The organism is Agrobacterium salinitolerans (genome assembly GCF_002008225.1).
Lineage (GTDB): Bacteria > Pseudomonadota > Alphaproteobacteria > Rhizobiales > Rhizobiaceae > Agrobacterium > Agrobacterium salinitolerans.
Genome location: NZ_MRDH01000001.1, coordinates 1 through 21,357 on the forward strand (window position 1 = coordinate 1; position 21,357 = coordinate 21,357).

Here is a 21,357-nt window from a genome sequence, read left to right on the forward strand (position 1 = left end):
AAGACCACAACAAAACGTCATCATCCCGAAAAAGAAAAAACCCGCCGAAAATATCGACGGGTTTGTCAGCGGTCTGAACCCGCCTTGATGGCGGGTTTTTTGTTGCCCGGTTGCGGTCTGAAATTCACAGGATACGGATTTTCGTGCCTTTGCGCAGATGCGGCAGGATGCGCCGCATATCACGGGGATGGAGGGCGACACAGCCCGCGGTCGGCTCATATCCCGGTCTGATAAGATGCATGAAGATCGCCGAGCCGCGGTTGCGGCTTCTCGAGGTGATGTTCCAGTCGAGTACCAGGCAGACGTCGTAGAGGCTGTCGTTTCGCATCATCTCTTCATGGCTCGGGGCGAAGGGCGCGTTAACCAGCCGGTTGTAATTCGGGCTGCGGGGCTCGTCGCACCACAGCATGGACTTGCGTGTTCGCTGCATCGGCAATGCCGTGACGATGCCGGTAAGGCGGTCGCCGCGGTAAAACCCGTGCATCAGGCCGATGGTGGAGATGGGAGACTTTCCATCTCCTTCGCGTTTCAATGCGGTGCGGCCGTTGCGGCCGATCGCTGCGGGAAAGTTGAGGTGCCCGAGTTGGACTATGGCGCGACTGATTTTCGAGGGAGCTGGCCGAACCATGAGCGTCGATGCGCGTTTACGTTGTCTTACGGGCTGTGTGCTCATGTTTTTCACGAGATTTTGCTTTGCAGGTTATTTAACGTGAAGTCATAGCACTTCGTTATATCATGGCAATGGGTTGACCTTTCATCGGCAAACCGCTGAATTGGCTGATAATTAGAGTGCCGGGCCTCTTTTGGGATGCGTAAGCGACGCTCTAACTCTTTTAAACTACGTATCGTGCTTCTCGAAAATCGAGCCTGATTTTTGGGCCGATGCGCTAAAGTAAGAAAGGCTGAGAATCCGAATGACGGCTCGCACTATCCTTCTGGTGGACGACGACGACGATCTTCGGGAGACGCTGACCGAGCAATTGTCTCCCTATGAGGAATTCTCGCTGCTCAACGGCGCCAATGCCGCACAGGCCATTCAGACCGCCAAGACCGCCCAGGTCGATCTTTTGATCATGGATGTCGGCCTTCCGGACATGGACGGCCGCGAGGCGGTAAAGCTGTTGCGCAAGGGCGGCTTCAAGGCACCGATCATCATGCTCACCGGGCATGATACAGATTCCGATACTATTCTTGGATTGGAAGCCGGGGCGAATGACTATGTGACGAAACCCTTCCGCTTCGCCGTGCTGCTTGCGCGCATCCGGGCCCAACTGCGCCAGTATGAACAGAGCGAGGACGCGGTTTTCACCGTCGGTCCCTATCAGTTCAAGCCTAGCCAGAAGCTGCTGACGACTGAAGACGGCAAGAAAATCCGCCTGACGGAAAAGGAAGCGGCCATCATCCGTTATCTCTACCGCGCCGGCAGCACGGTGGTAACGCGCGATGTGCTGCTGGAAGAAGTCTGGGGTTACAATTCCGGTGTGACGACGCATACACTCGAAACGCATGTCTATCGTCTGCGCCAGAAGATCGAACGGGATCCCTCCAACGCCGAAATCCTGGTGACCGAGAACGGTGGTTACAAGATCGTTCCCTGAGACGAGGCTCTGTCACCGCTGCAAAACTCACGCCGCGCCTCCTGAAAAGATGCGCGGCGTTTCAACGTCTTGTATTTTGAGGACCGATATTGGAAAACCGCTATAGTGATGCAGGCGGCTTTCCGGAGTAGTGATCGACATGGCCTTGACGGACGATATTATTCTGCTGGGGCAAGTGCCGTTATTTGCTGGGTTCAGTGACGATCAGTTGCGGCTTATCGCCTTCGGTGCGGAGCGCCGCCGTGTATCGGCCGGACAGACATTGTTTCGGGAACACTCACCGGCCGAATGCGCTTTTGCGGTGACGGCTGGCCATTTCGAGCTTTTCACGGCCGGGCGGGATGGCAAGCCCGTGCTGCAGGCGACGCCGGGCAAGGGGGCGCTACTTTCGGAGCTCGCGCTTTTCACGCTCTGCGAACGGAAGTTTACTGCCGTGGCAGTGGAGGATTCCGAAGTCATCCGCATAACGCGCATCCTCTTCCACCGGTTGGTGGAGGAGTTTCCGGAGGTTGCCGATATCGTGTCGGCGCGCATTCGCGACAATATCGCGTCGCTGGCGGCGGGTGCGGCCCGTTTGCAGAACCGCTTCGTCTGACGCCAGACAATTCAGCCTGTTCAGAACCGGAAATGGGCGGTGACGGGAACATGGTCGGATGGCCGGTTCCAGCCGCGGGCCTCGCGCAATATGTCGATTTTTTCGAGCGAGGAACCGAGATCCTGCGAAGACCAGATGTGGTCGAGGCGGCGGCCGCGATCAGCCGCTTCCCAGTCCTTGGCGCGGTAGCTCCACCACGTATAGATCTTTTCCGTCTCCGGCACATTCAGGCGCATCAGATCGAGCCAGTTGCCCTTCCTCATGATATCCAGCATGCCTTCGGTTTCGACGGGTGTATGGCTGACGATCTTCAAAAGCTGCTTGTGCGACCAGACGTCATTTTCGAGCGGCGCGATGTTGAGGTCGCCGACGAGAATGGAGGAGGTGCCGGGCACGCCATCGGCGCGCAGTGCCTTCATTTCCTCGATGAAATCGAGCTTGTGGCCGAATTTCGGGTTGATCGACCGATCCGGCTCGTCGCCGCCTGCCGGAACGTAGAAATTATGCAGCCGTACGCGACGCGATCCGACCTCAAAAATTGCAGAAATGTGGCGTGCGTCGCCGATACCGCAATAGTCCTGTCGGTGATCTTCGGTCAGCGGGATCCTCGAGGCGATGGCGACACCGTGATAGCCCTTCTGGCCATGGATGATGACATGCTCATAACCGAGCGCCTTCAGCGGCTTCATCGGAAACTCGCCATTCGGGCATTTCGTTTCCTGCAGGCAGAGAATGTCGGGTTTGTAACGTGCCAGAAACTGCTCAACGATCGGCATTCTGAGCCTGACCGAGTTGATGTTCCAGGTGGTTATCGAAAACGACATGCATGTGCTCCGCTTTTATTGCCGCAAACCGTACGGTTCGGGACAAGTTTCCGGGGCGCAGGCTTATAACATCGCGACGAAAACGGGAATGTATTTTAGCGGTAAAATGAAAAAGGCGACCGCAGGGCCGCCTCTCGAAAAATTTCCACCGGCTTTTATGTGTCAGCCGCCTCTGCGGACTTCCTCGTAATTGATGCTGAAGACACGCTCATCAAGGTTCACGCCGGTCTGGACGTTGAAGATCATGACGGTCGTGTCCTTGTTCTGGGCATCGGTCGTGGTCCATTGCCTCAGATCGAAGGTCTTCGGATCGAACATCAGGGTAATAGTGGAATCGCCGAAGACGCTTTTGTCGCCCAGTACGATGGTGGTCAGGTCGGATTCTTCCTTCACGTTCCGGACCTTCTGGTTACTGAGATCGATCTTGTCGGAAAGAAGCAGGCTGAGGGGCGTTTTGGAAAGCGGATAAAGGTCCCACGTCTTCAGCTTCATATTGCCGATGACGACATTCTTGCCGTCGGAGATGACACGCATGGGCGAGGGGTCTTCATAATTGAAGCGGAGTTTGCCGGGGCGTTCGATGTAGAATTTTCCGCCGGTCTGTTCCCCGCGCGGGCCGAACTGGACGAATTCCCCCATCATGGTTTTGACCGACGAGAAGTGATTGGCGATTTTCTGCGCTGTCGCGGTATTGCCGGCCGCCTGGGCGAAAGCGTCAAGCGGAGAAAGGCTGGCCATGATTGCGGCCATGGAAAATGCCGTCAGCACGCCACGACGCGTCACGCCGTTTTGCGGTGTGTTTGCGTTGGCCGTTTCGCCGGTGGTGAGGTCGTTCATTCTATTCTCCTTCATCGCAGCGATTGTCCCCATAAAAGGCGGCGGCTTCATGACGTTGAAAGCGTGTAATAACGCTTCTTCGCCCCGCTTGGTTGCGGACGTTACCGCTCGATGATGTCTGCTTCCGTCGGCACGAGGATCTCGCGTTTTCCGGCGTGGTTGGCGGGGCCGATGATGCCTTCCTGCTCCATGCGCTCAATCAGCGAGGCGGCGCGGTTGTAACCGATGCCGAGGCGCCGCTGCACGTAGGAGGTGGAGGCTTTGCCATCTCGAAGCACGACGGCCACGGCCTGATCGTATGGGTCTTCGGAATCGGAGAAATTGCCGGCACCGGCCGGGCCGCCGCCATTGCCTTCCTCGTCATCCTCCTCGGTAATCGCTTCCAGATATTCCGGTGCGCCTTGCGTCTTCAGATAGGCGACGATCTCTTCCACCTCGTTGTCGGAAACGAAGGGACCGTGTACGCGCTGGATGCGCCCGCCGCCTGCCATATAGAGCATGTCGCCCATGCCGAGCAGCTGTTCGGCGCCCTGTTCTCCGAGGATTGTGCGGCTGTCGATCTTCGACGTGACCTGGAAGGAGATTCGGGTCGGGAAGTTGGCCTTGATCGTGCCGGTGATGACGTCGACGGAGGGGCGCTGGGTTGCCATAATGACATGAATGCCGGCGGCGCGCGCCATTTGCGCCAGGCGCTGCACCGCGCCTTCGATGTCCTTGCCGGCGACCATCATAAGGTCGGCCATTTCGTCGATGATGACGACGATGTAAGGCAGGGGCTTCAGATCGAATTCTTCCGTCTCGTATATTGCCTCGCCGGTCTGGCGGTCGAAGCCGGTCTGCACCGTGCGAGTGAGGATTTCGCCCTTGTCGAGCGCCTGCTGCACGCGGCTGTTGAAGCCGTCGATATTGCGCACGCCGATCTTCGACATCTTCTTGTAGCGCTCTTCCATCTCGCGCACTGTCCATTTCAGCGCCACGACGGCCTTTTTCGGATCGGTAACGACGGGAGAGAGCAGATGCGGAATGCCGTCATAGATCGACAGTTCGAGCATTTTCGGGTCGATCATGATCAGGCGGCACTGTTCCGGCGACATGCGGTAAAGCAGCGACAGGATCATGGTGTTGATGGCGACCGACTTGCCCGAGCCGGTGGTGCCGGCGACGAGCAGATGCGGCATCTTGGCAAGATCGGCGATGACGGGTTCACCGCCGATGGTCTTGCCGAGCGCCATGGCGAGTTTGGCCTTGCTGTTTTCGAAATCGCGGCTGCCGATCAGTTCCCGCAGGAAGACGGTTTCGCGTGTCTGGTTCGGCAGTTCGATGCCGATGGCGTTGCGGCCGGGAACGACGGCGACACGGGCGGCAATCGCGCTCATGGAGCGGGCGATGTCATCGGCAAGGCCGATGACGCGCGAGGACTTGATGCCGGGTGCCGGTTCCAGTTCGTAGAGCGTGACGACCGGACCGGGGCGGACATGAATGATTTCTCCCTTGACGCCGAAATCCTCGAGAACGCCTTCCAGAAGGCGGGCGTTCTGTTCCAGCACTTCCTCGCTCAACATATTGTCGCGAACGACGTTCTTAGGCTCTGCCAGAAGATGGACGGTGGGGAGCTGGAAGCCGTCGGCGGCGATGAAGGAGGCTTGGGCTTCGCGCGCCACGCGTTCGCTGGGTTTCGGGCGTGCGGAAGGGGCGGTTATTCTGGTCTGCCCGCGACCAGGCGCCTGTCTGGCGGTGAATTTCTGGTCGGTTTCGTCGTCGGAGAGAATGCCGTCCGGCAGCCGGCGTCCATCCGCGTCGAAGCGTGATTCGTCATCCATGTCCTCGTCATGATCGAGCGCGATGGAGGGAGGTGACATCTGGCGACGCGATGCGGCGCGTTCTTCGAAAGACGGTTCCGCGCGCTGGTCGAGGCGGTTGATCGCGGTCTTGAGGCGTGAGGGTTCGTTCAGCGTGCCGAATTCATATTCGTTGAAGTCATAAGGATGTTCGAATTCATCGTGCAGGGATTTAGACTTCAAACCGAACAGGCGGCGGAAGCGCGCCTGGGTGATATACCAGTAATGTGCCAGCGCGCCGAAGGCGAGCATATTGGCAAAGAACCCCTCGCCGTCGTCTTCATCCTCCTCCTCGGCCTCACGGGCTGCGCGGGCCTTGCTGGTGGCGACGGGAGCCGCTTCTTCGCGTTCCAGCTCGTCATCCAGACCGCCAACGACACCGGCGGCAAAAAGCATCAGCCATGCGGCAGGCGCCGCAAATATGACACCCAGTACCGTGGCGATCGTGCCGGTGGGGTAAGCACCGATGAAAAGGGCGGGAAAACGCAGGATCATGTCTCCGATGACGCCGCCGATGCCGTTCGGCAGCGGCCATGTCACGGGGGCCGGAAAACAGCCGAGCGAGGCGGCGCAGACGATGGCGCCTGCGACCCAGGCTACGAGGCGAGCGGGTATGCGGTGGAATTTGTGGCCGGCGATCAGCGCGATCGCCCAGGCGATGACGGGCAGGAGGGAGATGATTGCAGAAAGCCCGAGGAACTGCATCACGATATCGGCGAAAATCGCACCGCCATAGCCCAGAAGATTGGTGGGCTGGTTTCCTGTCGCATAGGAAAGGCTCGGATCCGCGACATTCCATGTCGCGAGCGCTGCGATGCCCAGTGCAATCGTGGCCAGCAGAGCGAAACCGGCGAGAGCCATGATCTGACGTACGAAAAACGCCGTCAACACGAAGCGCGTGTGACGACCATCGAATGTCGGAGAATGCATTCTGCCCATGTCCCTGAACCCGTTGTTTTGTGGTTTCGGCAAGATCCGGCAAGAGACCTGATCCCGGATTGACAGGGAAAACTAACCGCTTGCTGGTTAATGTCGTGTTAACCATGCGGTTTTTTGAAGCGCTTCGGATTTATGGCAAAGAAAAAGGCCCGCCGGAGCGGGCCTTCTTTGGGAGAGGGGATGGAGAACCCCTTTTCCCGGATATCAGGAATGATAGGCGGCTTCGCCGTGGGTTGCGAGGTCGAGACCTTCGCGTTCGGCTTCGACCGGAACCCGCAGACCGACGATCACGTCGACGATTTTGTAGAGGATCGCGGAGACGATGGCGCACCAGACGATGGTGATGGCGACGGCGACGAACTGCGTCCAGACCTGCGAGGCAATGGAGAAATCTTCCTTGCCCGTGCCGCCAAGCAGCGGTGAGGTGAAGATGCCGGTGCCGAGAGCGCCGATGATGCCGCCAATGCCGTGGACGCCGAAGACGTCGGCGGTGTCGTCATAACCGAACTTGTTCTTCACCACGGAGACGAAGAAGTAGCAGATCGGCGAGACGATGAGGCCGAGAACGATGGCGCCCATCGGGCCGACGGAGCCGGCGGCGGGGGTGACGGCGACGAGGCCGGCGATCATGCCCGAGGCGGCGCCAAGCATGGAGGCCTTGCCGCGGGTGAAGCTTTCAACCAGCGACCAGGAAACGATGGCGGCCGCAGTTGCGAGGAAGGTGTTCATGGTTGCGAGAACCGCACCGCCCGATGCTTCGAGGTTGGAACCGGCGTTGAAGCCGAACCAGCCGAACCACAGCATGGCTGCACCGACGAGAGTGAGCGTCATGGAGTGGGGGGCCATCATGTCCTTGCCGAAGCCGGTGCGCTTGCCGACCATGATCGCGCCGATCAGGCCTGCGATACCGGCATTGATGTGAACGACGGTGCCGCCGGCGAAGTCGAGAGCCCCCATACCGAAGATCAGGCCGTTTGCATCCCAGACCATGTGAGCGATTGGGAAATAAACGAAGGTGGCCCACAGGATGGTGAACAGAATCACGGCGGAGAACTTCACGCGCTCTGCAAAGGCGCCGACGATCAGCGCCGGGGTGATGGCCGCAAAAGTCATCTGGAAGGCGATGAAGGTGTATTCGTAGATCACGACGCCTTCGGAGAAGGTCGCAGACGTGCTGTCAAGCGAAACGCCCGACAGGAACAGCTTGCCGAAGCCGCCGAAATAGGGGCCGGTGCCGCCGCCAAAGGCGAAGGAGTAACCGTAGATGACCCAGACGAGCATCATGACTGCGCCGACAACCGTGCACTGCATGAGAACGGAGAGCATGTTCTTGGTGCGGACGAGACCGCCGTAAAACAGGGCCAGACCCGGAATGATCATGAAAAGCACGAGGATCGTCGCGACATACATGAATGCGGTGTCGGCTTTTTCCGGAACGGGCGCTGCGGCTGCTGCCGGCGCGGCGTCCTGGGCGAAGGCGATGGCCGGAGCCATCAGGGCCGCCGCTGCGGCGCCCAGCTTGCCGAGCGTTGAAAACTTGTTGAGTTGCATAGCTAGAAAACTCCCCTGTCAGCCGTGCTTCAAAGCGCTTCTGTGTTGGTTTCGCCGGTACGGATGCGCACGGCCTGTTCGATAGAGTAAACGAAGATCTTGCCGTCACCGATCTGCCCGGTCTTTGCCGCAGATGCGATCGCCTCAACGGCCTTGTCGACGACGTCGGATGGAACTGCGATCTCGATCTTCAGCTTGGGAAGGAAGCTCACCGCATATTCCGTGCCGCGATAAATCTCGGTATGCCCCTTCTGGCGTCCGTAACCCTTTACCTCGGTCACGGTCAGGCCCTGGATGCCGACGCCGGTGAGCGCTTCGCGCACTTCATCCAGCTTGAACGGCTTGATAATGGCCATCACAATTTTCATCTGGTTTCCCATCCTTTGTTTTGTCCTCGGCACGGAGCCGACTCTCCTGCCGCTGGCAGATCAGTAACAGCGACTGCGGACATACATTCAAAGGGCGTGCCAGTTTTGAGTGTGTATCTAACCTATTGAAATATAAAACTTATATGAAAGACGTCTGAAAAAGGAGCATTTGTCGCCAAAATTTGCGTCTATTAAATGTGCGATTTTAGAAAAAAGCACATTATTTAATCATTTGCCCTTTTGCGGATCAAACCCTCCTGCGCCACCGAGGCGACCAGTTCACCCTGTCTGGTGAAAATATTGCCACGGGTCAAACCGCGTGCGCCGGAAGCGCTGGGGCTATCCTGTGTGTAGAGCAGCCAGTCATCCAGACGGCAGGGGCGATGGAACCACATGGCGTGATCGAGGCTAGCCACCTGAATGGAGGGGTCGAAGATCGTTGTTCCATGGGCGTAGAGCGAGGTGTCGAGTAGGGTCATATCTGAGAGATAGGCGAGAATGGCCGACTGCAGACGCGGATCGTCGGGCACATCACCGACGGCGCGAACCCAGATATCCTGTTGCGGCTCGAGTTTTTCCTTGGAAATATAGTGGGTCAGGGAAACCGGCCGTATCTCTATCGGCCGCTTGTTGCTCCAGTATTTGCGGATAGAAGCGGGTGCCTTGGCAAGAAAGGCCGCCTGCATCTGCTCTTCGCTCATCAGTTTTTCGGGCGGCATCACGTCAGGCATTTTGATCTGATGGTCGAAACCATCCTCGAAAATCTGAAACGAGGCCGACATGGAAAAAATGGCTTTGCCATGCTGAATGGCGACCACGCGGCGTGTGCAGAAGCTCGCGCCGTCGCGGATGCGTTCCACTTGGTAGACGATAGGCACCAGCGGATCGCCGGGACGCATGAAATAGGCATGCAGCGAATGCACGAAACGGTCGTCATCCACGGTCCTTTGCGCGGCAATCAATGCCTGCGCGATGACCTGGCCGCCGAAAACCCGCTGCCAGCCGATCTGCGGGCTTTCGCCCCGGAACAGGTTCTCTTCCAGCTTCTCAAGATCGAGTGTGGCGATGAGGTTGGCCATCGGATCTGACGTTTGCGAGGGATGCGACATTTTTTCGGCCTGCTCCGGCTGTAGGAATACGTCACATGGTCTATAGTGCCCGGATGATGCGTGCACAAGATTTGAGGAGAAGCGCGATGCTGGACGTAGTGGTGGCAGGCGGCGGATATGTCGGTCTTTCCGTTGCTGTCGCGATCAAGCAGGCGGCCCGACATCTCGATGTGCAGGTGGTTGAGGCCGCTCCCGAGGATGTCTGGGCAAAGGACGTTCGTGCATCCGCCATCATTGCAGCGGCCACCCGGATGCTCGATGTTTTCGGCATATGGAACGAGATCGAGCCGGAAGCCCAGCCAATACACAAGATGATCGTCACCGATTCGAAGACCGCCGATCCGGTGCGTCCCGTGTTCCTGACTTTCGACGGCGCCGTGGAAGAAGGCAGGCCGTTTGCCCATATGGTTCCGAACGTTGCTCTTGTGGGCGCATTGCGAGGCCTGTGCGAGCGTCTTGACATAAAAATCCGTCACAGTGTCAGTGTTTCCGATTTTACCGCGGGTCCGCAATCGACGGCCATTCGCCTCTCCGACGGATCGACGCTCGAAGCGCGATTGCTGATTGCCTGTGACGGCGTTCGCTCCGCGCTCAGGGACATGGCCGGAATCAAGACCGTGCACTGGGCTTACGATCAGTCCGGTATCGTGACGACCGTTGAGCATGAGCGGCCGCATGAGGGCTGCGCCGAGGAGCATTTCCTGCCATCGGGCCCCTTCGCCATCCTGCCGCTGAAGGGAAACCGCTCTTCGCTCGTCTGGACCGAACGCACGGCCGATGCCGACAGGCTGGTGGCTTCCGACGACCTGGTGTTCGAGGAAGAGCTGGAACGCCGGTTCGGTCACAAGCTCGGTCCTCTTCGTCCGGTCGGCCCCCGCCGCGGTTTCCCATTGGGGCTGACGCTGGCGCGTTCTTTCGTTGCGCCGCGTTTCGCGCTTGCGGGCGATGCGGCGCACGGCATTCACCCGATTTCCGGGCAGGGCCTCAATCTCGGCTTCAAGGACGTGGCGGCTCTCGCCGAAACCGTGGTCGAGGCCGACCGGCTCGGCCTCGATATCGGCTCACTCAACGTTTTGGAGCGCTATCAGTCCTGGCGGCGCTTCGACACGTTGCGGATGGGCGTGACGACGGATGTGCTGAACCGGCTTTTCTCCAACGATATTGGCCCTATCCGTATCATGCGCGATTTCGGTCTCGGGGTCGTGGATCGTTTGCCGGGTCTCAAATCCTATTTCATCGGTCAGGCGGCCGGCACGACGGATGCGAATGCGCCGCGTCTGCTTGCCGGCGAGGCGCTCTGATCCAGTCCCTCATGCATGTTTCGGACCGGTTTTTCCGGGATTGCCGCTTGACAGCCGATTCCGGGATTTTCTGCCCGGTGGCTTTGCCGTAAAGCCGAATCCGGCCAAGGACTTATCCGGATTCACAATCTGGTATGGTCTGCGCCCTGACCAACCAGATATTGCGGAGAACAAAAGCTGAATCCCATCGAGTCAGCGATTCGTATTCGATTCGTTCGCAGACTGTTCCGCAGCCGAATCGATTTCATTTTTGCCGGATTCTTTTTGTTCGTTCAACTGGCTGAATCTGAAAGGAAAATTCCGTCGACTGGTCGCCCCGCGCCACTTTGCGGGTGAGGCCTATTGCCTTTGGCTGCGGGCGTTGCCATGTGTGAGGCCTGCGGCCCATCAGCAATGTCGGGCGGCAAAGCAAGCAGATGAAGTCGATTCGCGGATAGTACGTTGAATTTTCGCCCCATGATCCTGAGCGGCCGCGGTGTCACGGCCGTTCTCGGCCCCACCAATACCGGCAAGACCCATTACGCGATCGAGCGGATGGTCGCGCATGGAAGCGGTGTCATTGGCCTGCCGCTGCGTCTTCTGGCGCGGGAGGTCTATACCCGCCTAGTTGAAAAAGTGGGTGCGCCGAATGTGGCGCTGATTACCGGCGAAGAAAAAATCGCGCCTCCCAAAGCCAAATACTCCGTCTGCACGGTGGAAGCCATGCCGCGTGAGACGACGGCCGCCTTCGTTGCGATAGACGAGGTGCAGTTGGCGGGCGATCTCGAACGCGGGCATATCTTCACCGACCGGGTGCTGCATCTGCGCGGGCGGGAGGAAACGCTGCTGCTCGGCGCGGGCACGATGCGCCCTATCCTTGAAAAACTGCTGCCGGGAATAACCGTGGTCGAGCGGCCGCGCCTGTCTCAACTCTTTTATGCGGGTCAGAAGAAGATCACCCGCCTGCCGCAACGCACGGCGATCGTCGCCTTTTCCGCCGATGAGGTTTATGCCATCGCTGAACTGGTGCGCCGCCAGCGCGGCGGCGCGGCTGTGGTGCTGGGCGCGCTTTCGCCGCGCACGCGCAATGCGCAGGTAGGCCTCTACCAGTCGGGCGACGTCGAATATCTTGTCGCTACGGACGCCATCGGTATGGGACTCAACCTCGATGTCGACCATGTCGCCTTTGCGCAGGACCGCAAATTCGACGGTTATCAGTTCCGTAATCTCAATCCCGGCGAGATCGGTCAGATCGCCGGCCGCGCTGGCCGCCATCTTCGCGACGGTACGTTTGGCGTGACGGGGCGTGTCGATCCGTTCGATGACGAATTGGTCGAGCGGATCGAAACCCATCAGTTCGATGCGGTGAAGGTGCTGCAGTGGCGGACGAAAAATTTCGATTTTTCCTCCATCGCCAATCTGCGCGCGAGCCTTGACGCCGCGCCGACGATCCAGGGGCTTTCGCGCGCCCTGCCGGCCATCGACCAGCAGGCGCTGGAATATCTGTCGCGTTACCCTGAAATCATCGACGTGACCACGACGGATGTGCGGGTGGAAAAACTCTGGGAGGCCTGCGCGCTGCCCGATTATCGCCGCATCGCCCCCGCACAGCATGCCGACCTCATCTCCACGCTCTATTTCGATCTCGTCAAGCGCGGGGCGGTGAACGAGGATTTCATGGCCGAGCAGGTGCGTCGCGCCGATCGCACGGATGGGGAGATCGATACCTTGTCTGCGAGGATTGCGCAGATCAGAACATGGACTTATGTATCGAACCGCCCAGGATGGCTTGCCGATCCGACACACTGGCAAGAAAAGACTCGGGAAATCGAGGATCGATTGTCCGATGCGCTACATGAAAGGTTGACGAAACGCTTTGTTGATCGCAGGACATCTGTGCTCATGAGGCGCCTGAGAGAGAATGCGATGCTTGAAGCTGAAATCAGTGTAAATGGTGATGTCTTCGTAGAAGGACATCACGTCGGCCAATTGGCCGGGTTCCGGTTCACCCCGGTGCCGGGAATGGAAGGGCCGGATCAGAAGGCCGTGCAGGCTGCGGCGCAAAAAGCGCTCGCGCTCGAATACGAGGCGCGCGCCGCGCGTCTGCATGCCAGTGGAAACGGCGATCTCGCTTTGAGCTCCGATGGTCTGGTTCGCTGGTTGGGCGAGCCGGTTGCCCGGCTTTCGGCCGGCGACAACATCATGAAGCCGCGGGTGATCCTGCTTGCCGACGAACAGCTGAACGGCAATGCCCGTGATCACGCGCTGGCGCGCGTCGAGCGTTTCGTCAATCACCAGATTGCGACCGTGCTGAAGCCGCTGGACGATATTTCCCGCGCAGAAGATCTTCAGGGCCTGGCAAAGGGTCTGGCGTTCCAGCTCGTGGAAAATCTTGGCGTGCTGTTCCGCCGCGACGTCGCCGAGGACGTGAAGTCCCTCGATCAGGACGCGCGCGCCTCCATGCGCCGTTATGGCGTGCGTTTCGGCGCCTATCACGTTTTCCTGCCCGCACTTCTCAAGCCCGCTCCGGCGGAGCTTGTGACGCTGCTTTGGGCTTTGAAAAATGATGGCCTTGGAAAGCCGGGTTACGGCGATCTCATTCCGGTGCTGGCCGCAGGCCGTACCTCGGTCGTCACCGATGCCAGCTTCGAGCGTATGTTCTACAAGCTCGCCGGTTTCCGCTTCCTCGGAAAGCGTGCCGTGCGTATCGACATTCTCGAGCGTCTGGCCGATCTCATCCGCCCGCTGCTGCAGTGGAAACCCGGTCAGCAGCCGCGCCCGGAAGGCGCTTATGACGGTCGCCGTTTCACGACGACGACCGCCATGCTTTCCATTCTCGGCGCGACGCTTGATGACATGGAAGAAATTCTCAAGGGCCTCGGTTACCGCGCCGATCAGGTGACGGCGGAAGAGGCACAGGCCTTCCTCGCCAGCCACGCCGGTGCTTCTGCTCCGGCTGCCGCGGAAGCGGCGACGGCTGAAGAGGAAAGCGTCGAGACCGAGGAACACGAGCCGGCTTCCGAAGAACAGGTGTCCGAGACGGCGGCTACTGTCGAAGGCGAAGCTGTCGAGGCGCCGGTGGCTGCCAGCGAAGAGGTTGTCGCAGCCGAGGCTGCGCCGGAAAGCGCTGAGGCCGCCGAGCCCAAGCCCGTTCTTCTGTGGCGTCCGGGTGGTCGCAACGAAAATCAGCGTGGCGAAAACCGTCGTCCCGGCAATCGCGGTCAGGGCCGTGGTGATGGAGCGCGCGAACAGGGCGAGCGTCGCGGTGAAGGCCGTCGCGACAATCGTGACGGTGCAAGTGCCAATCGCAGCGGCGACGGCGAGCGCAAGCGCGATGGTGGCCGTCCGGACCGTGGCAACAACCGCAACAACGATCGTCACGATCGCGGGGAGCGCAAGGACCGGCCGGAACGCAATGACCGTGGTGGTAAGCCGCAGGGTCAGCAGCGCTTCGAAGCCAAGCCGCCGCGCAAGGAAAAGCCGCTCGATCCGGATTCGCCTTTCGCAAAGCTCGCTGCTCTCAAGGAGCAGCTGAAGAAGTAAGCCCATGGGAAGCAGCGAACAGCCACTCGAAAGCACGCGTCAGCGTCTGGACAAGTGGCTGTTCTTTGCCCGCATGGCCAAATCCCGTTCGCTGGCCCAGAGCTACATTCAGTCGGGCCACGTCAAGGTCAACGGTGCTGCCATCCGCCAGCCCAGCCACATGCTGAAGGTGGGGGACAGGCTGGAGATTGGCTTTGAGCGGATGGACAAGGTACTCGTCGTCAAGTCCGGCGGAACACGGCGTGGACCCTATGAGGAAGCCAGACTTCTCTATGAGGACGAGACGCCGCCACGGGAACCTTCCGACAGTATGACGCCTCTTGAGCAGGCGTTGCGCCAGCCGGGCAGCGGGCGTCCCACTAAAAAAGAGCGCAGGGCGCTCGACAGGTTTCTGTCTGACAGCGACGGAAGCAAAGATTAGAATAAACCTCCGGGTCACACCCCTTTTTCAGAATTGTTTATCCTTGCTATCTGTAAGCAAAGGCATTACGTCACTTGCGAAATTGCCCTGTCTGAATTCCGGGCGACGGCTTGTGTTCCGAAGCCCAAAGACCCGGCCTGCATATTCTGGAGTTCATCATGACATATGTCGTGACCGACAATTGCATCCGCTGCAAATATACCGATTGCGTTGAGGTCTGCCCCGTCGACTGCTTTTACGAGGGTGAAAATTTCCTCGCGATCAATCCCGATGAATGCATCGATTGCGGTGTGTGCGAACCGGAATGTCCCGCCGAAGCCATCAAGCCCGATACGGAGCCGGGCCTCGACAAATGGCTGAAGCTCAATGCCGAATATGCGGCGATCTGGCCTAATATCACCATCAAGCGTGACCCGATGCCGGAAGCCAAGGAGATGGACGGCGTCGAAGGTAAGCTCGATCTCTATTTCTCCGCCGAACCCGGCCAGGGTGACTGATTTTTACGGCCTGACAGCGAAACCATGATTTAAAAAGCCCTCGAGTTGTTGCTGCGAGGGCTTTTTGCTGAGCGTCATCCGCTGCGGCCGGATTGCAGCGTGGTCGACAGCAATGTCAGAAGGGCCACGCTTTCCTCCAGGCTTTGCCGCTGACGGCTTTGCAGGATAGCGGCCTGCAGACGGTTCATCTCGCGGGCGATCGCCGCTGGCTGCCATGTTCGCAGCGCTCTTTCGATGATGGGTTTTCTGCGGAAATGAATGTGGCGCCCAAGTGTCTGCATGACCTGACCGGCCTGCAGTTTTTTCTCATCCATTTCGGCCCTCATCTGGTCGAGCAACTGGAATTGCCTGAGGCACCCCTGGAGGACGAGGAAGATCGGGGTCTTCGAAGAGACGATCTTCTGCGTCGCGTGGAAGAAGGCGTTTCTGTCGCCTTTCAGAATGGCGTCGACAGCATCGTCGGCGGAAACCGTGCTGGCGTCTCCGATGATCGCCAGTACATCGTCCTCCTCGACCACGTCGGCTCCACGGCAATAGAGCGCCAGTTTGCGGATTTCGTTGCGCGAGGCGATACGGTCGCCGCCAAGGGATTCGATCAGCCTCTGCCGTGCGGCCGGCGCAATACGCAGATTATCGGCTGAGAGTTCCTGATCGATCAATGTGTTCAACGAGCGCGCATCGTCGGCATAGCAGGGGATGGCTGCGATGGAGCGCGCTGGTTCGGCGATCTTGCGCAGTCCCGTACCCTTCTTGATGTCGCCTGCTTCGATGATGAGGAAGCTCGCTTCCGGTGGCGTTTCCGCCAGAATCTGGAGGGCGTCCACCAGCGCCTTTTCGGACGAAGCACCTTTAACCCAGACGAGTTTTTCGCCGCCGAAAAGGCCGATGGCATTCACCTCGTCGAGTAGACGGCCGGGGTCGCCCTGCAGATCGGATGCGGTCAGTTTCAGCGATGCGAAAGCGTCATCGGGATCGATACCGGTCTTTTTGGCGATGACGCCTGCGCGTTCCGATACGAGACCGCGATCCGGGCCGTAAAGCACGAAAACACGAAAGCGCTCCGCCGGGTTTTCGGCGAAGCGCTCAAATTCATGGGACTTTATCTCCGTCACGGCCGCCGCTCTCAGCGGCCGAGGGTGGCGGCGATATCGGTGCGGATGATTTCGGCAAGTTCCCGGGCCGCACGGTTTTCGGCGTCGCGAGTTGCCCGGATCTTGGCGAATTCCTGCTGCGGCAGATCCACCTGCGCCGTTACGCTGCGGCGTGCGGAGCGCAGGATCTGACCGTCGGAAACCCGCGTCAGCACATATTGACCACTCATCACGACACGACCAGGGTAAGGACCATCGTAATTATTGTTCGAGCGGGTCGTCAGGTCATAATTCTGCACTTCCGTCGAGGTAGCGCTCGAGCTTACGGAAACCTTGACGTTATATTGAGCCGTGGCCGGTTGGCCTGCGCCGCCAGCCATTAGAAAGATCAGTTGATTGCGGACTTCCTGCCCGGCCCTGCCGCCGATATCGGAGACGCTGACGGCCGCCAGCCTTTCCTTGGTGCCGGAAGCTTCCCCATAAAGCGGGCGCACCTGGCAGCCCGCCAGAAGACCAGCCATCGTCACGACGGAAATCGCTGCCGCGGCGCGGCTCCATCTTGAAAAAACGTCAGACAACAATGTTTACAATCCTCTGCGGAACCACGATGACTTTCTTGGGCTCGCCACCGGCAAGAATGGATTTGACGGCATCCAGCGCAAGGGCGGCCGTGCGGACCGCATCTTGATCCGCATCGCGCGCGATTGTCAATTCGCCACGCTTCTTGCCGTTGACCTGCACGGGCATGACGACTTCGTTTTCCTCGACCAGCGAAGCGACGAAGGCAGGCCACGGCGTCTGGGCCACGAGGCCCGTGTTACCCAGTGCGGACCAGCATTCTTCCGCCAGATGTGGCGTCATCGGGGCGATGATGCGGATGAGGATTTCGACGGCGTCACGCGCTGCCGCCTTGACGTCATTAGACTTGCCGCCCGCAGCGACATCCGCAAGGGGACCGGCGAGTGCATTGACCAGTTCATAGATGCGGGCAATGGCCTTGTTGAAGGCGAGCTTGTCCAGATCCTCCTGCACAGCTTTCAGCGTTTTGTGGGCCGCCTTGGAGGCCGCCAGCCCTTCGCCTTCGGTCGCAGGCTTCGGCTGGACGGTTCTCAGCTCTTCCGCCGCTTCGCCGATGATGCGCCAGACGCGCTGGACGAACCGGTTTGCGCCTTCCACACCGGCTTCGGACCAGATGACGTCACGATCGGGCGGAGAGTCCGACAGGACGAAGAAGCGTGCGGTATCGGCGCCGTAGGATGCGATGATGTCATCCGGGTCAACCACGTTCTTCTTCGACTTCGACATCTTCTCGATGGAGCCGATCTTCACCTCTTCGCCGGACGAGAGCAGGAATGCGCGGCGAGCCCCGTCGCTTTCCTCGATCCGCAGTTCCGCAGGCGGCACCCATTCGCGCGCCGTGCCCTCGCCGCGGCTATAGGTCTCGTGCACCACCATGCCCTGCGTGAACAGGCCCTTGAAGGGTTCCTTGACGCCGACATGGCCGGTTTCGCGCATGGCGCGGGTGAAGAAGCGCGAATAGAGCAGATGGAGGATCGCATGCTCGATGCCGCCGATATATTGATCTACCGGCAGCCAGTGATTGGCGACCTTCGGGTCGGTCGGCGCGTCTTCCCACGGCGCGGTGAAGCGGGTGTAATACCAGCTGGAATCGACGAATGTATCCATCGTGTCGGTTTCGCGGCGCGCGTCATGACCGCATTGCGGGCAGGAGACATGGCGCCAGGTGGGGTGCCGGTCCAGCGGGTTGCCGGGCACGTCGAACGTCACGTCATCGGGCAGTTTGACTGGCAGGTCCTTTTTCGGAACCGGGACCACACCGCAGACTTCGCAATGGATGACCGGGATCGGGCAACCCCAATAACGCTGGCGGGAAATGCCCCAGTCGCGCAGGCGGAAATTGACCTTGCGCTCTGCCTGCGGCGTATTGCCGAGCGTCTGCGTGGAAAGCTTCTGCACGACGGCCTCGAAGGCGTCAGCCGTCTTCATGCCGTTCAGGAAGCCCGAATTGATCATCACGCCGTCATCGGTGAAGGCGGTATCATCGATGGTGAAGTTTGCGGCATCGGGGCCTTCAGGGGCTACGACGGCCACGACCGGCAGGCCGTATTTGCGGGCGAAATCCAGATCGCGCTGGTCACCGGATGGGCAACCGAAGATCGCACCGGTGCCATAGTCCATCAGTACGAAGTTGGCGACATAGACCGGCAGTTCCCAGCTGGGGTCCAGCGGGTGCACGACCTTGACGCCGGTATCGATACCCTTCTTTTCAGCCGTCTCGAGCGCTGCGAGCGAGGTGCCATGGCGGCGGCATTCGTCGCAGAACTCGGCAATCGCCGGATTGTTCGCGGACAGTTCTCTGGCCAGCGGGTGGTCGGCGGCGATCGCCAGGAAGGAGGCGCCGAACAGTGTGTCGGGGCGTGTCGTATAGACGGTAATGTCGGAGAAACCTTCCGGCGCCGTGTCGGCAACCGTCCGCCAGCGCAGCGACAGGCCCTCGGAACGGCCGATCCAGTTCTTCTGCATCAGGCGCACTTTTTCCGGCCATTGGTCGAGCGTATCCAGCTCGTCCAGCAGGTCCTGGCTAAAATCGGTGATGCGGAAGAACCATTGCGTCAGTTCGCGCTGTTCCACCAACGCACCGGAGCGCCAGCCGCGGCCGTCGATCACCTGCTCATTGGCCAGAACGGTGTGGTCGACCGGGTCCCAGTTGACCTTGGACTGCTTGCGATAGACCAGACCCTTTTCCATGAAGTCGACGAACAGCGCCTGCTGGCGATGGTAATATTCCACATCGCAGGTGGCGAACTCACGGGTCCAGTCCAAGGACAGGCCCATGGATTTCAGCTGGCCGCGCATGGTGGCGATGTTCTGGTAGGTCCAATCCTTGGGATGAACCTTGTTCTGCATGGCCGCATTTTCGGCAGGCATCCCGAAGGCGTCCCAGCCCATCGGGTGCAGGACGTTGAAACCGCGGGCGCGCTTGTAACGGGCGACGACGTCGCCCATCGCGTAGTTGCGGACATGGCCCATATGGATGCGTCCCGAAGGATAGGGAAACATCTCTAGAACGTAATATTTCTCGCGCGGATCGCTGTTGTCGGTGACGAAAACCTTGTCCTCGTTCCATTTTTGCTGCCAGCGCGGCTCGGCGTCGCGAGGATTGTAACGTTCGATGGCCATTGTCTAAAATTCCGGGTATCGAGGGGAAAAATGTGCGCTGACCTTCACCATGAAACGACCGGGGCGTCAAGTTTGGCGGGACGTTCGGACGTTCAATCTTGGCCAGCGTGCCTCAAATGGTGCTAAAGGCGCTTGGCATCAAGGCAATCGGTGGCTAGTTAGCGTTGCGAATGGTTCAAATGAAGGTCTTGTGATGGAAATCGAAGCACGTCTCGAGGATGTCAGGCAGCGCATTGCCGATGTTGCGGAAAAATCCGGACGCAAGGCGGCGGATGTTGCCCTCGTCGCGGTCTCGAAGACCTTCGACGCGGAGGCGATCCAGCCGGTCATCGATGCCGGTGAGCGCGTGTTCGGCGAGAACCGCGTGCAGGAAGCGCAGGGCAAGTGGCCGACGCTTAAGCAGAAGACGCCTGATATCGAGTTGCATCTGATTGGCCCGCTACAGTCCAACAAGGCGGCGGACGCCGTGGCGCTGTTTGATGTGGTGCAAAGTGTTGATCGGGAGAAGATCGCCCGCGCGCTTGCCGAAGAATGCAGTAAACAGGGTCGCAGCCTTCGTTTTTATGTGCAGGTCAATACTGGCCTTGAGCCGCAAAAGGCGGGTATCGACCCGCGTGAGACCGTAGCTTTCGTGGATTTTTGTCGGGATGAGCTGAAATTGCAGGTCGAAGGACTGATGTGCATTCCGCCGGCGGATGAAAATCCGGGCCCGCATTTTGCGCTTCTGGCGAAGCTTGCCAAACAATGTGGGCTTGAGAAGCTTTCCATGGGCATGTCGGGCGATTTCGAAACTGCCGTGGAATTCGGCGCGACGAGTGTTCGTGTGGGTTCGGCGATCTTCGGTGCGCGATAAGGCTGCAAATTAAAAACCCGGCGCTGAGGCCGGGTTTTTACACTCTAAAAGACGTCCGATCAGTAGTGATCGTCCTCGTCTTCGTCCTTCTGCGTGGATTTCAGCGAGCTGAGCTTCTTGAAGACCGCATCGGCGTCGATCTGCTCGTCTTCCTCGCGCTGGAAGCTGTAGTCCAGACCTTCCGTCGCCGTTGCCGGCTGCAGCGTGTTATCCAGTTCTTCGGCAGTCGGCAGCGGACGGCCGCGCGAGGCGCGTTCGACCTCGAGGTCGAGATCAATCTGGCTGCAGAGGCCGAGCGTCACAGGATCCATCGGCGTCAGGTTGGCCGAGTTCCAGTGGGTGCGGTCGCGAATCTGTTCGATCGTCGATTTTGTGGTGCCGACGAGACGCGAAATCTGCGCATCCTTCAGTTCCGGGTGGTTGCGAACGAGCCAGAGAATAGCGTTCGGACGATCCTGACGCTTGGAAACCGGGGTGTAGCGCGGGCCGCGGCGCTTGGATTCCGGCACGCGAACCTTAGGCTCGGAAAGCTTGAGCTTGTGGTTCGGATTGCCTTCCGCGCGGGCGATTTCGTCACGGGAGAGCTGTCCGGTCGCGATCGGATCGAGACCCTTGATGCCCTGCGCGGCTTCACCGTCGGCAATGGCCTTGACTTCGAGCGGATGCAGTTTGCAGAACGTGGCGATCTGATCGAACGACAGCGCGGTGTTGTCAACCAGCCATACAGCCGTTGCCTTTGGCATGAGCAATTGTTGAGCCATAGATACAGTCCTTCTGTCCGTCCGCGCCGGTGTCGCGGGCGTGGTATCAAC

The 21,357-nt window shown here is 59.5% G+C and carries 18 protein-coding genes; 7 read left to right on the top strand and 11 right to left on the bottom strand.

Annotation, left to right across the window (positions count from 1 at the left end):
* Window positions 1-124: 124 nt before the first annotated feature.
* Entirely contained in the window at window positions 125-628 is a 504-nt protein-coding gene (locus BS627_RS00005; RefSeq protein WP_089153196.1) for a L,D-transpeptidase family protein, read from the bottom strand.
* A 286-nt stretch (window positions 629-914) separates the two neighbouring features.
* Here BS627_RS00005 and BS627_RS00010 point away from each other — a divergent pair, with 286 nt between their 5' ends.
* Window positions 915-1,598, top strand: a complete 684-nt coding sequence (locus BS627_RS00010) for a response regulator transcription factor (RefSeq protein WP_077981300.1) — start codon at window positions 915-917, stop codon at window positions 1,596-1,598.
* Between the two features lie 139 nt (window positions 1,599-1,737).
* Window positions 1,738-2,193 (top strand): cyclic nucleotide-binding domain-containing protein, encoded by a 456-nt coding sequence (locus BS627_RS00015; RefSeq protein WP_077981301.1) that lies wholly within the window; start codon window positions 1,738-1,740, stop codon window positions 2,191-2,193.
* 20 nt (window positions 2,194-2,213) lie between these two features.
* Here BS627_RS00015 and BS627_RS00020 read toward each other — a convergent pair whose 3' ends face one another.
* From BS627_RS00020 to tesB, 6 genes are all read right to left on the bottom strand, one after another.
* Entirely contained in the window at window positions 2,214-3,017 is an 804-nt protein-coding gene (locus BS627_RS00020; RefSeq protein WP_077981302.1) for an exodeoxyribonuclease III, read from the bottom strand.
* Between the two features lie 162 nt (window positions 3,018-3,179).
* Window positions 3,180-3,905 carry an outer membrane lipoprotein carrier protein LolA gene (locus BS627_RS00025; protein WP_165691077.1) on the bottom strand — a complete coding sequence of 242 codons (726 nt, stop codon included), beginning with the start codon at window positions 3,903-3,905 and terminating at the stop codon, window positions 3,180-3,182.
* Between the two features lie 50 nt (window positions 3,906-3,955).
* The gene (locus tag BS627_RS00030) at window positions 3,956-6,622 is read right to left on the bottom strand and encodes an FtsK/SpoIIIE family DNA translocase (protein ID WP_165691078.1); all 2,667 of its coding nucleotides are present in this window, start codon (window positions 6,620-6,622) and stop codon (window positions 3,956-3,958) included.
* A gap of 213 nt (window positions 6,623-6,835) precedes the next feature.
* Window positions 6,836-8,182: an ammonium transporter gene (locus BS627_RS00035; RefSeq protein ID WP_089153197.1), complete on the bottom strand. Its 1,347-nt coding sequence runs from the start codon at window positions 8,180-8,182 to the stop codon at window positions 6,836-6,838.
* A gap of 29 nt (window positions 8,183-8,211) precedes the next feature.
* Window positions 8,212-8,562 (bottom strand): P-II family nitrogen regulator, encoded by a 351-nt coding sequence (locus BS627_RS00040; RefSeq protein WP_004444057.1) that lies wholly within the window; start codon window positions 8,560-8,562, stop codon window positions 8,212-8,214.
* A 212-nt stretch (window positions 8,563-8,774) separates the two neighbouring features.
* Window positions 8,775-9,659 carry an acyl-CoA thioesterase II gene (tesB, locus tag BS627_RS00045; protein WP_077981304.1) on the bottom strand — a complete coding sequence of 295 codons (885 nt, stop codon included), beginning with the start codon at window positions 9,657-9,659 and terminating at the stop codon, window positions 8,775-8,777.
* 26 nt (window positions 9,660-9,685) lie between these two features.
* On the opposite strand from tesB, the gene BS627_RS00050 reads away from it, so the two are divergent.
* The 4 genes from BS627_RS00050 to fdxA all read left to right on the top strand — a co-directional run bounded on the left by BS627_RS00050 (window position 9,686) and on the right by fdxA (window position 15,400).
* Window positions 9,686-10,960, top strand: a complete 1,275-nt coding sequence (locus BS627_RS00050; RefSeq protein ID WP_374636552.1) for a ubiquinone biosynthesis hydroxylase — start codon at window positions 9,686-9,688, stop codon at window positions 10,958-10,960.
* 456 nt (window positions 10,961-11,416) lie between these two features.
* On the top strand, window positions 11,417-14,482 hold the full coding sequence (locus BS627_RS00060; protein WP_077981305.1) for a helicase-related protein: 3,066 nt from the start codon (window positions 11,417-11,419) through the stop codon (window positions 14,480-14,482).
* A 4-nt stretch (window positions 14,483-14,486) separates the two neighbouring features.
* On the top strand, window positions 14,487-14,903 hold the full coding sequence (locus BS627_RS00065; protein WP_077981306.1) for an RNA-binding S4 domain-containing protein: 417 nt from the start codon (window positions 14,487-14,489) through the stop codon (window positions 14,901-14,903).
* Between the two features lie 158 nt (window positions 14,904-15,061).
* Window positions 15,062-15,400 (top strand): ferredoxin FdxA, encoded by a 339-nt coding sequence (gene fdxA, locus BS627_RS00070; RefSeq protein ID WP_035222116.1) that lies wholly within the window; start codon window positions 15,062-15,064, stop codon window positions 15,398-15,400.
* 74 nt (window positions 15,401-15,474) lie between these two features.
* Here fdxA and holA read toward each other — a convergent pair whose 3' ends face one another.
* The 3 genes from holA to leuS are packed head-to-tail and all read right to left on the bottom strand — an operon-like array spanning window position 15,475 to window position 19,692.
* A complete protein-coding gene (gene holA, locus BS627_RS00075) occupies window positions 15,475-16,512 on the bottom strand; it encodes a DNA polymerase III subunit delta (RefSeq protein ID WP_077981307.1) in 1,038 nt (345 codons plus the stop codon).
* 11 nt (window positions 16,513-16,523) lie between these two features.
* Window positions 16,524-17,069 carry an LPS assembly lipoprotein LptE gene (locus BS627_RS00080; RefSeq protein WP_162520500.1) on the bottom strand — a complete coding sequence of 182 codons (546 nt, stop codon included), beginning with the start codon at window positions 17,067-17,069 and terminating at the stop codon, window positions 16,524-16,526.
* A complete protein-coding gene (leuS, locus tag BS627_RS00085; protein ID WP_077981309.1) occupies window positions 17,062-19,692 on the bottom strand; it encodes a leucine--tRNA ligase in 2,631 nt (876 codons plus the stop codon). The genes BS627_RS00080 and leuS overlap by 8 nt, the downstream gene beginning before the upstream one ends.
* Window positions 19,693-19,885: 193 nt before the next feature.
* On the opposite strand from leuS, the gene BS627_RS00090 reads away from it, so the two are divergent.
* Entirely contained in the window at window positions 19,886-20,545 is a 660-nt protein-coding gene (locus BS627_RS00090) for a YggS family pyridoxal phosphate-dependent enzyme (RefSeq protein ID WP_089153198.1), read from the top strand.
* A 59-nt stretch (window positions 20,546-20,604) separates the two neighbouring features.
* Here the strand turns inward: BS627_RS00090 and BS627_RS00095 are convergent, their stop codons facing one another.
* Complete coding sequence (locus tag BS627_RS00095) at window positions 20,605-21,306, bottom strand: DUF1013 domain-containing protein (RefSeq protein ID WP_162520501.1); 702 nt, start codon at window positions 21,304-21,306, stop codon at window positions 20,605-20,607.
* Between the last annotated feature and the right edge of the window lie 51 nt (window positions 21,307-21,357).